Origin of the sequence: Gloeocapsa sp. PCC 7428 (assembly GCF_000317555.1) — a bacterium.
Lineage (GTDB): Bacteria > Cyanobacteriota > Cyanobacteriia > Cyanobacteriales > Chroococcidiopsidaceae > Chroogloeocystis.
In genome coordinates this window covers 4,586,069-4,601,743 of the sequence record NC_019745.1, presented here as the reverse complement: position 1 = coordinate 4,601,743, position 15,675 = coordinate 4,586,069, and the positions used below count along the sequence as shown (strand labels likewise).

Below are 15,675 nucleotides of genomic sequence, written 5' to 3'. Positions count from 1 at the left end.
AATCCATGCCACGTTATTTTAATAGTCTCCGTACTCGCCTCAATTGTCTTGTCCTCCTGGCTGTTTTACCAGGGTTAGGACTGACGCTTTATGCTTATATGAAAGAATTACAAGCGCGCAAAGCTTATGTCCGCGAACAAGCAGTGTTGCTTACACAAGTTGTCAGCGCGCATCATCAACAATTGATCGCGGAAACACGGCAATTGCTGGTTGTTTTAGCACAGCTACCTCAAATTCAGGATAGTTATCCTACGCCTTGCAACGCACTCTTGAAAAATTTACAACAGCAATACCCGCGATTTGCCACGTTGGGAGTCGTTCAGCGTAATGGTAATGTCGCGTGTAGTTCATCACCTAACCAAAGCGTTAACCTTGCGGATCGCGTGTGGATCGCCAACGCGCTTCAAAAGCGCGAATTCACGGTGAGTGATTACCAGATGGGGCGGATAAGCGGTAAGCCAGTTATCGTGTTTGCCTATCCGTTATTCAATGCTCAAAATCAAGCGAATTCAGTCGTGTTTGCGTCGCTCGATTTAACATGGCTCAATCAACTCCTTGCGCAAATCAATTTACCGCGCAATACTTCGCTACTTGTCGTTGATGCCAAGGGTGTTGTTCTCGCGTACCATCCCCACTCGGAATGGGTAGGGGAAAGACCGAATTTACCGATTGTGCAGAAAATATTAGCACAGGGCAACGGTGTAGCGGAGGTTAATGATGTCGATGGTATTTCGCGTTTATATGCTTTCACTTTACTGAGTAGCAGCTTACCGCAAGCAAATGTGTACATGGGAATTGGGCTTTCGGAAGAAGCACCTTTTACAGTTGCTGAGCGTAATTTGCAACGCAATTTATTCGGTTTAGCGATGATTGCGATGGGTGCGATCGCGATTTTGTGGATTGGTAGTGATTTGTTTATTTGGCACTGGGTGCGACGGTTTATACAGGTGATTAACCGCTTGGCGGCGGGAGATTTCACCGCGCGGATCGGCTTAAAAGATTCGCCGCAAGAAATGCAACACCTTATTGATAACTTTGACCGCATGGCTGCATCCTTAGCAAGTCAAATTGCACGGTGTAATGCTACTGAAATCGAGCTAAAGAAAGCAAACGAACGCTTTCAACTGGCGACAGCCGCAGTTCATGCGATTATCTACGACTGGGATATTCGTGCCAAGACAATTACTCGCACGCAAGGGCTATTCGATGTGCTTGGCTATACGACAACCGAAGCCGATCCTAGTGATGATTGGTGGCTTGAACGCATTCACCCTGATGAGCAAAAGTACGTGCGTAACTACATCGCCACGATGCTGAAAAGTTCTACTTCAAACGATTTCGCGTTAGAATATCGCATTCGCAAACGCGACGATCGCTACGTCTATGTTTGGGATAAAGGCTTGATTATTCGCGATGCTGATGGCGGTGCAGTGCGGGTTGTCGGTAGTGTTTTAGATATTAGCGAACGCAAGCAAGCTGAAGCCGCAGTAAATCAGATGAATGCGACTTTAGAACAACAAGTACAAGAACGCACCGCCCAACTCGCTGCGACAAACCAAGAACTCGAATCATTTTGCTATTCTGTTTCGCACGACCTACGCGCGCCTTTGCGACATATTGCAGGCTTCGCCGAGGCGCTTGCAGAACAACTCAAACGCAATAACGCGATCGCCGATCCTAAGGTTCATCGTTACATCGAAGTTATTCAAAGTAGTAGCGATCGCATGACGATGCTGATTGATGGCTTATTGACGCTTTCGCGTGTTGGGAGAAAACAATTAATTTATCAACCTGTGGATCTTTATCCTTTGGTGGAAAGCGCCATTTCGCTAGCGACGAGTCAAGCTGAAGCTATTGACAGCCGTAAGATCGAGTTTCAAATTGGTAGCTTACCTAAAGTTATGGGCGATCCAACGTTATTACAACAAGTTTTTACAAATTTGATTGATAATGCTGTTAAATTCAGCCGACATTCACATCCTACAATTATCCAAATTGATTCTCTACCAGATCAAACTTTGTTTATTAAAGATAATGGAATCGGATTTCAAATGGAATATGCAGACCAATTATTCGGTGCTTTTCAACGCCTTCATTCACAAAGAGAGTTTAAAGGGACAGGTATTGGTTTAGCAATTGTCCAACGCATTATTCATCGACACAGAGGTACAATTTGGGCTGAGAGTAAACCTAATCAAGGAACGACTTTTTATTTCAAACTTGGGCAAGTGGTTGAGGAATAAAATTACTGTGGAAATTGAACCGTCACGAATTCTTCTTGTAGAAGATGAACCTTTAAATATTGAACTTTTAAAATTAGCTTTGGAAAGTTTTAACTTTACTAATCAAATTGATATTTTGGAGGACGGCGAACAAGCACTACAATATTTATTAGGTAAGGAAGGTAGTCCGCCTCATTTCCCCTTACCAGACCTTGTATTGTTAGACCTAAAATTACCTAAAATTAATGGAGTTCAAGTTTTACAGGCGATTCGATCGCATCCTCGAACTCGCGATCTCGCGGTAGTTATTTTGGCTTCTTCTCCAGATGACAAAGATTTAAATGCTTGTTACGCTCTAGGAGTTAGTCAATGTGTCACTAAACCTCTTGATTTTGAAAGATTTATCACGATAGTTCGCCAAGTCGGTTTTTACTGGGTGTTACTCAAAAAGCCGCCCTTGCTACCACCTGAATCTTAGAGCCATGATAAATATTTTAAATTGCGCTCAATCTCAGCCTGTGCAAAAGCAAAATAGTGACTTGATTTTAAAGCTGCTGATTGTAGAGGATGTGTTAGCAGATGTAGAGTTAATGGTACTCGCTCTAGAAACGGCAGAAATCAAATTTACTTACGATGCAGTTGATAACTTAAAGGACTGTGAACAACTGCTACATTCAAAGTCTTATAATGCGGTGCTAGCAGATTATCGTTTACCACAATTTACTGCTTATGAAGTATTAGAGTTATTGCAACAATCAGCACAAGAAATTCCATTAATTTTGGTGACTGGTAGTTTGGGAGAAGAAGCAGCCGTTGATTGTATCAAGGCAGGAATGACAGATTATGTCTTGAAAGAACGATTGTTTCGCTTACCGATGGTTTTAGGGCGATCGCTTGAAGAATTTGCTTTACGTCGTCAACAAAAAGCCGCCATTGTTCGCATTCAACAACAAGCACAACAGCAAGCAATTATCAACCGTATTGTGCAAGCAATGCGCGAAACTTTGATACTCGATGATGTCCTCAAATCTAGTGTTGATGCGCTACACGAAGCTTTAAAACCCAGCCGATGCTTCATTTCGCAGCCGGATACTCAAAAAGAAATGTGGGTAAATCATGTCAGTACGGCAACAATAAATCGCGAAGATTGTATCGGTGTTAAATGTCTCATTTACCCGCACTACAAAGAAGCATTTCAACAAGGAAAAATTATCATTATTAATCGTAACGATCCTAGTGTACCGCTGGCATTACACGAATTAGTCAATCAATGGAATTTAAATTCTGTTTTAATTGCACCTTTGGTGTATCAACAAACACTTCTCGGTGGAATTATTTTACAACAGTGCGATCGCGATCGCGTTTGGACTGAAGACGAAATTTCCCTACTCCAAGCAATCAGCGGACAATGTGCGATCGCAATTCATCAAGCGCGGATATTTCATCAACTACAGCAACAAACGCAATGGGAAAAAACGCTCAATCAAATCTCGCGATCGTTAAATTCTAGCCTCGACCCTGAATATATTTTACAAGAAATCGTGCGCCTTACAGGCGAATGTTTTGGTGTTGATCGCGTCATGATTTATGCTTTAGAACACGAGCAAATTAAAATTACGCGCGAATGGCGTTCTTCTGAAGACATCGCTTCTTTGATCGGTTACATCACTCCTTTATCCGAATGGATGGCAAGTATTAATTTTTCACCGTATCAAGTTTTTTACGCGCCGCATCTAGAAAAAATCTGTCCGCCATCACCAGAAGTAGAAATCGTCAAAACTGTTCCGCATCTAACAGTATTAAGCGTGCCTATTTTTATTAGAGATAAGTTTTTTGGTGGCTTGGCGTTACATACAATTACGCGCGTTCAAGAATTTACTGAGGAAGAGATTAATTTAGTTCAAAGAATTGCAGATAAAGCAGCGATCGCCTTGTATAATGCCCAAAGCTATGAACTTCTTGAAGAGTTGGTCAAAAAACGAACTCAAGAGCTAGAAGCAGAAAAATTGCTTTCTGATGCTGCCAATCGAGCCAAAAGTGAATTTTTAAGTAATATGAGTCATGAGTTACGCACGCCACTTACAGGAATTTTAGGTTTTTCTAGTATTTTAATTGAAGAAGTTTTTGGCGAGTTAAATGCTAAACAGAAACAATATATTCAAGGTATCCAAACTTGTGGTAAGCATCTACTCGAATTAATTAATGACCTTCTCGATTTAACCAAGATTGAAGCAGGCAAAGAAGAATTAATTTTAGAAAATATACAAGTTATAACAGTTTGTCAAGAATGTTTAGCTTTATTTGATAAAAACCAATCATCAAAACTACAACTCAAGTTTGCGATCGCACCGGATGTCACAACTTGCGTAGCCGATCACCGACGCCTCAAACAGATTTTAGTAAACTTATTATCCAATGCTTTTAAATTCACAGAAATAGGTTCAGTGACGCTCAAAGTTGAACAGACGGAAGCAGCAATTTTGTTTTCTGTGATTGATACAGGAATTGGAATTTCTGCGCCGGATCAAGCAATTTTGTTTCAGCCGTTTCAACAGCTAGATAGCGGGCTTGATCGTAAATATGAAGGTACAGGTTTAGGTTTAGCACTCTCACGTAAGTTAGCACGGCTGCATGGTGGAGATATTATCGTGAAGTCGCAGCCTGGAAGCGGTAGTTGCTTTACCTTAATTTTGCCGCACTCCCTACAGACAAACGAATTAAGCTGAAATCGCCGCCTAGGGAGCAATGGAGATCATGACTACAGCAAATCACGGTGGTTCGAGGATTTCTAGAGCGCTCTTAAAATGGCATCAACGCATTCCACAGCCGCTGCGCTATTTAGGGCTGCTCGAAGCCTACCTGATTATTTGGGCAATACTCGATCAAGTCGCATTGCTGTTTGCCACCGCACCAGAAACTTTTGTGTGGTATCCACCTGTAGGGCTAGACGTAACGCTACTTTTCGTATTTGGGTTGCGCTATGTTCCTGCATTATTTCTCAATACATTCGTACACGAATATCTCATCACTAACTCTGATTTAGACTTAACTTCACTGCTCATTTTTGGCTTGATCTCGACGGTTGGTTACGGTGGAGTGTCTGCATTATTGCTACGCAAAATTAAAATCAATCCGCGCTTACGCACATTACGTGATGTGATGTGGTTTGTTGTCGTGATGACACTATTCACGCCTTTGATCGTCGCCGCCTTACAAACATTCATCATTGTTTTACAGAGAATTATTCCTTTATCAACTTGGTTAGTATATACATTACACTCGTGGGCGGGAGCCGCGACGGGAATTGCGATGCTCGCACCTTTTTTATTAGTTTTGCTCCGCCAACTACCTTGGGTTTGGGCTTACAAAGAGCAAGAAGTACCAGCATCCGAGCCACCATTAATTCCTTTAGCAGCAAAACAACGCCCAGAACTTATTTTAGAAATTGCCGCTTTATGCGTTGCCATTTGGGCAGCTTATGGAGCGCAGCGTGGAGAAAGTTTAAATTACAGCTATTTTGTTTTTTTACCATTGATTTGGATTGCAATTCAGCATGGTTTTGAAAGAGCAACAGCAGCAGTGTTGTTTATCAATATTGGCGTGGCAATTTTTGTGCAAGCAAAGCTGGGTGGTTCTAATGTCTTTGCGTTGCAGTTTGGCATGATGGCAATTTCATTGACTGGTATTTTGTTAGGCGGCTTTGCTACACAACGAATGCAAGCTGAAACAGAACTCAATTATTCGGCGCAACGTTTGAGAATTTTACACGAACTCGATCAAGCAATTTTGGCGACACGATCGCTGAGTGAAATCGCCGCCGCCGCTGTGACACAGGTTGCTCAAATGATACCTTGTACGCGGATCAGTCTCGTGATGTTTGACTTTGAAAAAAGCGAGGTTACACTTTTGGCTATCCATACTGAGCGAGAAACTCAAGTACCAGGAATCCGCTTACCACTGTCAGCTTTTGGAGACGTTGAACCTTTGCAACGAGGCGAAGTGAATGTTATTCAAGAAACTCGCACGACACAAATGCCTGCTGGTGCAGAACTTTTGCTCGGAAATCAGGTACGCGCGTATATTAATATTCCTTTGATTGCGCAAGGAGAATTAATTGGTTCGCTAAATATCTCAAAAGATACATTAGGTGCTTTTCCTAATCAATTGAGAACCGTAGCGGAACAAGTCGCAAGCACAGTTGCGATCGCTATCCAACAAGCCCGACTTTTCGAGCAAATTGAACGCCAAGCACTGCACGAGCGATCGCTCAATCAAATCAGTCGTATCCTCAATTCAAGCCTCGATCCGCAAGCGGTTTTGTGTCAAATTGTGCAACTAACAGGAGAATGCTTCGCAGTCGATCGCGTTGTGATCTTTAATTTCACGCAGCGGCAAATTCAAGTACTCAATGAGTGGCGATCGCACGCCGAAGTCGTCTCTATGCAAGATTTTATCGCACCAATTGCCGATTGGCCTGACTTACTCGACCCTGATTCGGATTTTTTTTGCCACCATTTTTTTCATGCGCCAGACTATGCGCAAACTCCAATGACACCAGCACGTTTACAGCAAATTGAACACGCTAAAACGCTTTCTGTGCTTAGTGTACCGATTTTTGTCCGCGATCAGTTATTTGGTGGTTTATCACTACAGACAACGACAACGTACCGCACTTTTACCGCCGAAGAAATTAGCTTATTACAGCGCATTTCCGAACAAGCGGCGATCGCGCTTTACAACGCCCGTAGTTATGAATCTTTAGAGGAAATAGTTCAACAGCGTACCCAAGAACTAGAGCAAGAGAAACAACTTTCAGAAGCCGCTAATCGCGCTAAGACTGAATTTTTAAGCAACATCAGTCATGAATTGCGTACGCCGCTGACAGGCATTCTTGGTTTTTCTAGTGTTTTGCTTGAACAAGTTTTTGGTACACTAAATTCTAAACAAATGCAGTATTTAGAATTGATCTCGACTGCGGGTAAGCATTTATTAGAACTTATCAACGATTTATTAGATTTAACCAAAATTGAAGCTGCAAAAGAAGAATTACAACTTGAACAAGTTATCATTGCTGAAATAGCAAATGCTTGTATATCTATGTTACAAGAGCGCGCGCAAGAACAAGGATTAAAACTTGAGTTACAAATAGCGCCTAATGTTACTGACTGTATTGCTGACAAGCGTCGTTTAAAGCAAATTTTAGTCAATCTTTTAACAAATGCAATTAAATTTACTGAAACTGGTTCAGTCACTTTAAACATTATACAAACACCAAGCGAAACTCAATTTTCTGTGATTGATACAGGTATTGGTATTTCGCAGGAAGATTTAGCAAAATTATTTCAACCTTTTCAGCAGTTAGATAGTGGTTTAGATCGTAAGTATGAAGGTACAGGCTTAGGCTTAGCCTTGTCGCGTAAACTTGCGCAACTCCACAACGGCGATCTTACCGTAGAGTCAGAATTAGGGCGCGGTAGTCGCTTTACACTTCATTTACCTTTGAGAGTGGGTAATTGCTAATTGGTCATTGTTGTGTTTAGCCACGGGTCACTCTCGATTGCAGTTATCTCATAAAACTTATATTACTCCTACTTTTTCTAGCCACTAGTCACTAGCTACTCTCTCTACAATAGATCTAAGAACACATTGAGAGTGATAAACACAAATGTTGGAGAAACTAGCGCAACTACAAGCGTTATTTAGAGATATGGAACAGGCTTTGATTGCCTATTCTGGAGGAGTTGATAGTACTTTAGTTGCAAAGATTGCTTTTGATGTTTTAGGCGATCGCGCTTTGGCAATGACAGCAGTATCGCCATCGCTACTACCCGAAGAATTAGAAGACGCTAAAACTCAAGCCGCCCAAATTGGGATTGCGCATCAAGTGATTCAAACGCATGAGATGGATAATCCTAACTACACTGCTAACCCAGTGAATCGCTGCTACTTCTGCAAAAGCGAATTACACGACACGCTTAAACCAATAGCACAGCAAATGGGTTATCCCTACATTATCGATGGTGTGAATGCAGATGATTTGCGCGATTATCGCCCAGGAATTCAAGCTGCTAAAGAACGCGGTGTGCGATCGCCGTTAGCTGAAGTCGGCGTGACGAAAGCTGAAGTTCGCCAAATGTCGCAACAGTTAGGCTTACCGTGGTGGGATAAACCCGCGCAACCTTGTCTCAGTTCGCGTTTTCCTTACGGGGAAGAAATTACGGTGGCTAAGTTGCAACGTGTAGGAAGGGCGGAGATGTATTTGCGCAAATTAGGTTTCCAAAATCTCCGCGTGCGTTCTGAGGGCGATACCGCGCGCATTGAGTTACCGCCAGAACAGATTAAGGAATTTGTCTTAACAACCGATTTACAGACGCTTGTCGCGGCGTTTCAGCAGTTTGGCTTTGTGTATGTCACATTAGATTTAGAGGGCTATCGTAGCGGTAAGCTAAATCAAGTTTTGCCGCAAGTGATGAGTTCTGTATAAGTTTGAACTACTCAAAACATAGAGGGATTGTGGGTTTTCAACTAGAAAATGTTGTTCCTTGGGGACGATCTTTACCAGAATATATCAAAATGTTTGATTTGAATTCTGATGATTTTAAATTAAGCATTCTTGATTGTGCTGGCGGTCCTGCAAGTTTTAATGCTGAGATGACAAAAAGGGGTTACAATATCGTTTCTTGTGACCCAATTTATCAGTTTAGCGATGCAGAAATTGCTCAACGTATCCAAGAAACTTATCCTGTGATTCTCAAAGGTGTTCAGGAAACTCGCGATCATTTGGTGTGGCGAGATATCGCATCGCCCGAACAATTAGGGAAAATTAGAATGGCGGCGATGCGTCAGTTTCTTGATGACTTTCCTTCAGGAGTTGCCACAGGGCGATATATCACTGCTGAATTGCCAAATTTACCTTTTGATTTGGGTGAATTTGATTTAGCTTTGTGCGCGCATTTACTATTTACTTATTCTGAGCAATTTTCATTAGATTTTCATCTCCAATCAGTTGTAGAACTGTGCCGAGTGGCGAAAGAAGTTCGCATTTTTCCCCTACTCGTGAACTTCTCAAATGATATCTCTCCTTGGTTAGAACCAGTGATGAATTATCTCCAAAATGAAGGCTATACAACAGAAATTAAGCAAGTTGCCTACGAGTTTCAAAAAGGTGGAAACCAGCTATTACGTATTTCTAAATAAAAAATGCCTCAACTTTTAAACTAATACTATTTCGTTGAATAACCAAAATATTGTATGTAGCAAAAGTCAGGGTCGAAAATGAGTTAGGGTAATGGTTATTCGTACCTTCAATGTCCTAAATCATTCATGAAGAACCTCTCTTTGTGTCCTACCTTACGAGAAGGCTACGCCTATGTGATTAGTTAAAGAAATAATTTTCACAACTCAAATAGGATCGCTATAGTTACATTAATAATTGTCTAGCCACCAGTCACTAGCCACTTCAAAGGAGTAAAAAATATGTCAATGACTTGGGAAGAAATACGTAAAGAAGCTTATCAACTATCCGTAAGCGATCGCCTGTTACTCGTCGAAGCGATCGTGCGCTCTTTGAGCAACGAACTAAGACCGCGCCCAGAACCTACCGAGGGAATTGTAGAGCGATTAGCTGGCTCTCTAAAGACTGACACACCACCTCCAACTGACAAAGAAATTGATGCGATCTTAGAAAACCGTTTAAAGGGGAAGTACCTTTAATGCGTGTTTTAGTAGATACAAATATCATTTTAGATGCTCTATTACTACGCGAACCTTTTTTTATAGATGCTAAAGCTTTACTGAACGCTATTGAATCTAAGCAGCTTCAAGGTTATGTTACAGCAACAACTTTAACTGATATTTTTTACATCGCTAGAAAAAGTAAAGGCATCGCAGTAGCAAAACAAGATATCGCTGAATTATTGGTACTGATGCAAGTCTGTACAGTTGACCAGAATATTTTAGAAGCTGCCATATCGTCTCAAATAGCAGATTTTGAAGATGCAATTCAGCTAGCGTGTGCGATATCAGAAAATTTGGATGCTATTGTTACGCGCAATACTCAAGATTTTGCAGGGAGTAATTTACCAATTTTGTCAGCAGGAACACTCCTAGCGTGCTTGTCTTCGCTACAGTAACGAGAGGAGCATTTGCAGGGAGTAATTTACCAATTTTGTCAGCAGGAACACTCCTAGCGCGCTTGTCTTCGCTACAGTAACGAGAGGAGCATATGAGAGATTTTGTTGCATGAGTCAAATCGTCTGGATCGCGCGACATGGAAACCGCATTGACTTTGTTAATCCCGAATGGTTCAATACTGCCGAAAGACGCTTCGATCCGCCGCTTTCGGATGATGGAGTGGTACAAGCTTATCAACTAGGACAACGTTTGAAAGCGGAAAACATCACGCATATTTTTGCTTCTCCGTTTTTGCGCACAGTGCAAACAGCAAACCAAATCGCTGAAGCTTTAGATTTACCAATCAAATTAGAGGCGGGCTTGAGTGAGTGGTTAAATCCGGCTTGGTTTCCAGAAATGCCAGAGAAACTGTCAATTGAAGCATTAACAGAACTTTACCCGCGAATTGATTCTAGCTACACTTCGCGCGTTGTCCCACAATACCCTGAAACTCACGCCGAAATGTTAGTCCGTGCGGGTAAAACGGCAACGCTGCTAGCCGATGAGTTTTTCTCAGAAGATATTCTCTTAGTAGGACATGGTGCATCCGTCTTGGGTGGTGCGGTCGGGCTTGTCGGTGCAAGTGCTAAAGATCAAGTCAAAGCGTCTTTGTGCTGCTTAGTTAAAGTTGTGCGTCAAGAACCAGACTGGTTACTAGAGTTAACAGGAGATACGTCTCACTTGAGTGAAGTTGAAGAAGTTATTCGGTTTAATTAGGGGTGAACTAGTGAATAGTGAAGTCAGGCATTTTGCCTGCACGACGGTAAGGGGTAAGATAAACTTTTTTGGGCTACTCTAGAATCCCTTGCGGTTTATTAGGAGTCAGTGGAGGGTATTTATGACGTTGCTATTAGCGGGTGATATTGGGGGAACTAAAACGATTTTGCGCTTAGTGCAGCAGCCAGAAATAGGCGAGATCCAAACGCTGTATGAAGAACGCTACAGTAGCCGCAATTATCCAGATTTAGTACCAATTGTCCGGCAGTTTCTCGCCACCGCAGCCGAGAAAACAGGTAAAGACACAACGCCACAAAAAGCGTGTTTTGCGATCGCAGGTCCGGTTGTCAATAATACGGTAAAACTGACAAATCTAGCGTGGTTTCTTGATTCGCAACGTTTAGAACAAGAATTAAAAATCGCGCCTATTTCCCTCATTAATGATTTTGCCGCAGTTAGCTACGGCGTTTTGGGGTTGAAGGAAGAAGATTTATATACGCTGCAAGCGGGTAAACCGCAACCATTAGCCCCAGTTGCAGTTATCGGCGCGGGAACTGGATTAGGACAAGGATTTTTGATTAAAAAAGGAGAAGAGTTTGATGTATTCGCGTCAGAAGGCGGACACGCCGATTTTGCACCGCGTTCTGAGTTAGAATTTTTACTGCTAAAGTATCTGCTGGATAAACACGATATTCAAAGAGTTTCAGTTGAAAGGGTTGTTTCAGGTTTAGGGATTATTGCAATTTATCAGTTTTTGCGCGATCGCTCGTATGCAACGGAATCACCTGAAATTGCTGAAATTGTGAATATTTGGGAAAAACAAGCAGGAAGTGAAAGAAGCGTCGATCCAGCAGCAGCGATTTCAACGGCTGCATTAGAAGGGCGCGATCGCCTCAGCGAACAAACGTTACGAATGTTTGTCGAAGCCTATGGCGCAGAAGCAGGGAATCTTGCTTTGAAGCTTTTACCGTACAATGGACTTTATATTGCAGGCGGAATTGCGCCTAAAATTTTACCACTCATTCAAGAAGGTAATTTTCTTCGTGCTTTTTCTAGTAAAGGACGAATGCGCTCGATTTTAGAAGATGTACCAGTCAATATTGTTTTAAATCCGCAAGTAGGATTAATTGGTGCGGCTTTGTATGCGGCTAAACTGTAAACAAAATTACTGAAAAATTAAGTTTAATCGCTGCTGGGCTGCTTTTAGTGCCTCAGCAGGTGAACTCTTACGTAATAACACGGCTTCTAACGCTCGACCGATGTTTTCTGATACGCGGCTGTACCCTGGAAAAATCGGACGCGATCGCCCATATTGTGCTTGATCTAAGAAGACTTGCACTGCTGGTAGTTCTTTAGCAAACGCTTTGTATTGCTCGTTTTCTCGCGCTTTGAGGTTGACGGGTAAGTAACCTGTGCCGATCGCCCATTGCGTTTGAAACTGTTCGCTTAAGACAAACTCGGTAAATTTTAGTGCAGCTTGTTCGCGTTGGGGTGTGGATTTGAATACGAATAAGTTTTCACCACCAATTCCGGTAGCGCGGCGCTTGTCTGCTGGAATCGGAAACACGCCAAAATCAACGCCAGTACTTTTTAGTTGTCCTAAAGTCCAAGGTCCTGTAAGTTGCATAGCGACTTTACCCGCCAGAAAATCATCCGTTTCAAAACCACGTTCGGGTAACGACAACACAGCGGAACCATCTGCGATTAGATTTTGCCAGAATTGTAACGCGGCGATCGCGCCAGAATTGTTAGCTAAATCGACGGCTGCGGCTTGTTGCGTATCCGCGACTAACTCGCCACCCGCACTCCACATAAACGGTAGCCACAAAAACACGGCAAATTCGCCTTTACCTAATGGTAAAAATATCCCGTGTTGATCAATGCGCTTGTCACCATCGGTATCGCGCGTTAACTGACGCGCAACTCGGCGCAATTCTTCCCAAGTTTCGGGTAGTTTTGTAATTCCCGCAGCTTGAAATAAACTTGGACGATAAAATACTCCTGAATTATTTGTACCAAAAGGAACTGACCAAATGTGTCCTTGATACTCCATCGATTCAAATAACGCTGGATCAAGTTGATTTTTGACAGGGGATGCTGTTAACCAGTTTTCGAGGGGGCGAATTGCATCAAGTTCTACAAGTTGACCGGTTAATGTTGCGTTGAACCATAATAAATCTGGTGGTGCATTGCCGACAACTGCTGCCAAAATTTTGGGTAGTTGCTGTTCAGCTTGTCCTATGTAAAGTGATTCTACTTGAATGTCTTGATGCTCTTGATTAAATTGATCGATTAATTTTTGTAATACGTCTCGATTTGATGGCGGATTGACACCATGCCAGAATGTTATTTTAGTTACGTTGGATTGTTGATTGTTTGGTAGTGTTTGACATCCTGATATTGATATTGCTGACACAATAAGTATAATCACTACTATTTGATGTAACTTTTTAAATACGTTTTTGGCTGGCTGCATCATTTTGTTGAGGGTTAAAATTTAACATGGTAACTGTAGAGAGATTTAATTATTTTTGAAACAAACTAAAAATGGCACAACCAAAAAGGTTTCAAAAGAATTTGAAATATAAAAATATACTATTATTTAAAGTTAAAATCGCTTCATGTTGAAAAGGTTTCGGTCTTTTGTTCTTCTTTTTTTATTCGGAATTATTATATCTACTGGGTGTATTGCCAGGCAAGGTAATAGTGATGTTGTGACTGTAACACTTAGTGGATGGAGTAATTTGCAGGAAAAACAACTTCTCCAACAAGTATTAAATGAGTTTGAAGCGATGCATCCGAAAATTAAGGTTAAATACGATGCGATCGCTGACCAGTATATGGATGTATTGAAAACTCGTTTGATTGGCGATACCGCAGCAGATGTTTTTTATCTTGATGCTTTTGAAGCACCAGGAATGATTGAACCTGGGGTTTTAGAACCACTAGATGATTACGTCACGCCGGAATTTGATATCGCAGATTTTCAACCTTCACTGCTTGCGGCTTTTCAACAAAATGGCAAAACTTATGGTTTTCCTAAAGATTTTTCCACGCTTGTTTTGTTTTACAATAAACAAGCCTTTGCTGAAGCTGATTTGTCGCAACCACCGCAAACTTGGGAACAATTAAGAGAATACGCTAAAAAACTTACTGTTGACCGCAATAATGATAGCAGAATTGACCGTTACGGGTTTGGAATTATTCCAGAACTTGCGCGACTGTACTTTGTCATTAAAGCTTTTGGTGGTGAGTTAATTAATACACTAGAACAAGCTACGTTTGCTTCACCAGAAAGTCTGCAAGGTTTACAATTAATCATCGATCAATATCGTCAAGAGCGATCGTCGGCTCAACCTTCTGATGCTGGAACAACGTCAGGTGGCGAAATCTTTGGTCAAGGTAAAGCCGCAATGGTGATTGAAGGACCGTGGTTGATTCCTTATTTAGAGGATACGTTTCCAGCGCTTGAATATGCAACAGCCGAAGTCCCAACAATTGCCGGAAAAAAAGGCACTATGGCGTATACTGTTGCTTATGTTATGAATAAGAAGTCACAGCATAAACCGGAAGCATGGCAATTGATTTCTTACTTAACTGGAAAAGAAGGAATGACGCTATGGACGCGTACAGGGGTTGCGTTACCAACGCGCAAATCTGTCACGCAAAAGCTTGGTTACGATCAAAAACCTCTGTACGCACCGTTTATTGCAGGTGCAGAATATGCTACGGTATGGCAGGCTGGTAAAAATTTACCAACGATTATGAATAATTTTAATAATCAATTTATTAGTGCAATGTTAGGCGAACAACCACTCAAAATTGCCATGCAAAAAGCTCAAGCTACTGCCAATCGAGAAATTGAATTAATGCAGTAATCTATTGCAGTATTACGTGGTAATTGTTATAAAGCTATCTGACTATCTATAACTTTAAACCATCCTTAATGCAACTTAGTACTAACTCTATTCCCAATTACCCATTACCCATTACCTATTACCTAATTACCTAGATACACAACAGCAATCATTTTTCAATTCACTAACCTAAAATCTAAAATTTCCAATAGGTATTTTTAGCAATTGCTCAACGATAAGCTAGGATCTATATCTATCCTCATGTGCGTTGATCGCTTATGAATCGTTCTCATCAATTAGCAGAAGATAAATTGCCTGTCGCTAGGGAGGAACATTCCCACAGCCACGATACTTCCAACGTGGGCGATCGCTTTGGGGATTCGTCAACGCATCCTCATGTCCACAGTGAGGAATCACTTAGAAGCATTGTCAATCGCTTATCGCGCATTGAAGGACATATTCGCGGTGTGAAAACTATGGTACAGGAAAGCCGCCCGTGTCCAGAAGTCCTCGTCCAAATTGCTGCGGTACGCGGTGCCTTAGATCGAGTTGCCCGCATGATTTTAGACGCGCACCTAAGTGAGTGTATCACAAGAGCCGCCCAAGAAGGAAACATCGAAGTAGAAATGGCAGAGTTGAAAGCGGCTTTGGATCGGTTTTTACCTTAAAATTAACTGCAAAAGCAGCTGTCAGTTAGCAAGGAGTAA

General features: G+C 41.8%; 13 protein-coding genes. 12 read left to right on the top strand and 1 reads right to left on the bottom strand.

The genetic code is table 11. The features are described 5' to 3' along the window. Positions 1-5: 5 nt before the first annotated feature. The 10 genes from GLO7428_RS26230 to GLO7428_RS20220 all read left to right on the top strand — a co-directional run bounded on the left by GLO7428_RS26230 (position 6) and on the right by GLO7428_RS20220 (position 12,270). The gene (locus GLO7428_RS26230) at positions 6-2,243 is read left to right on the top strand and encodes an ATP-binding protein (RefSeq protein ID WP_015190449.1); all 2,238 of its coding nucleotides are present in this window, start codon (positions 6-8) and stop codon (positions 2,241-2,243) included. A 7-nt stretch (positions 2,244-2,250) separates the two neighbouring features. Continuing rightward, positions 2,251-2,700 (top strand): response regulator, encoded by a 450-nt coding sequence (locus GLO7428_RS20260; protein WP_015190448.1) that lies wholly within the window; start codon positions 2,251-2,253, stop codon positions 2,698-2,700. A gap of 4 nt (positions 2,701-2,704) precedes the next feature. Continuing rightward, entirely contained in the window at positions 2,705-4,948 is a 2,244-nt protein-coding gene (locus tag GLO7428_RS20255) for a GAF domain-containing sensor histidine kinase (RefSeq protein WP_015190447.1), read from the top strand. A 28-nt stretch (positions 4,949-4,976) separates the two neighbouring features. Then, the gene (locus GLO7428_RS27465) at positions 4,977-7,742 is read left to right on the top strand and encodes an ATP-binding protein (protein WP_015190446.1); all 2,766 of its coding nucleotides are present in this window, start codon (positions 4,977-4,979) and stop codon (positions 7,740-7,742) included. Between the two features lie 145 nt (positions 7,743-7,887). Beyond that, the gene (gene larE / locus GLO7428_RS20245; protein WP_015190445.1) at positions 7,888-8,706 is read left to right on the top strand and encodes an ATP-dependent sacrificial sulfur transferase LarE; all 819 of its coding nucleotides are present in this window, start codon (positions 7,888-7,890) and stop codon (positions 8,704-8,706) included. 29 nt (positions 8,707-8,735) lie between these two features. After that, complete coding sequence (locus tag GLO7428_RS20240) at positions 8,736-9,419, top strand: hypothetical protein (protein WP_015190444.1); 684 nt, start codon at positions 8,736-8,738, stop codon at positions 9,417-9,419. A 279-nt stretch (positions 9,420-9,698) separates the two neighbouring features. Beyond that, complete coding sequence (locus GLO7428_RS20235) at positions 9,699-9,935, top strand: hypothetical protein (protein ID WP_015190443.1); 237 nt, start codon at positions 9,699-9,701, stop codon at positions 9,933-9,935. Continuing rightward, positions 9,935-10,354: a PIN domain-containing protein gene (locus GLO7428_RS20230; protein WP_015190442.1), complete on the top strand. Its 420-nt coding sequence runs from the start codon at positions 9,935-9,937 to the stop codon at positions 10,352-10,354. Before GLO7428_RS20235 ends, GLO7428_RS20230 begins: the two co-directional genes overlap by 1 nt. 109 nt (positions 10,355-10,463) lie before the next feature. Further along, a complete protein-coding gene (locus tag GLO7428_RS20225) occupies positions 10,464-11,111 on the top strand; it encodes a histidine phosphatase family protein (RefSeq protein ID WP_015190441.1) in 648 nt (215 codons plus the stop codon). 121 nt (positions 11,112-11,232) lie between these two features. After that, positions 11,233-12,270 carry a glucokinase gene (locus tag GLO7428_RS20220; RefSeq protein ID WP_015190440.1) on the top strand — a complete coding sequence of 346 codons (1,038 nt, stop codon included), beginning with the start codon at positions 11,233-11,235 and terminating at the stop codon, positions 12,268-12,270. 6 nt (positions 12,271-12,276) lie between these two features. On the opposite strand, the gene GLO7428_RS20215 is transcribed toward GLO7428_RS20220, so the two are convergent. After that, on the bottom strand, positions 12,277-13,527 hold the full coding sequence (locus GLO7428_RS20215; RefSeq protein ID WP_231295508.1) for an ABC transporter substrate-binding protein: 1,251 nt from the start codon (positions 13,525-13,527) through the stop codon (positions 12,277-12,279). A gap of 298 nt (positions 13,528-13,825) precedes the next feature. Between GLO7428_RS20215 and GLO7428_RS20210 the strand changes: the two genes are divergently transcribed. Then, positions 13,826-14,989, top strand: coding sequence for an ABC transporter substrate-binding protein (locus tag GLO7428_RS20210; RefSeq protein WP_196797405.1), 1,164 nt, complete (start codon positions 13,826-13,828; stop codon positions 14,987-14,989). 257 nt (positions 14,990-15,246) lie between these two features. Further along, positions 15,247-15,636, top strand: a complete 390-nt coding sequence (locus GLO7428_RS20205) for a metal-sensitive transcriptional regulator (protein ID WP_015190437.1) — start codon at positions 15,247-15,249, stop codon at positions 15,634-15,636. Positions 15,637-15,675 lie beyond the last annotated feature (39 nt).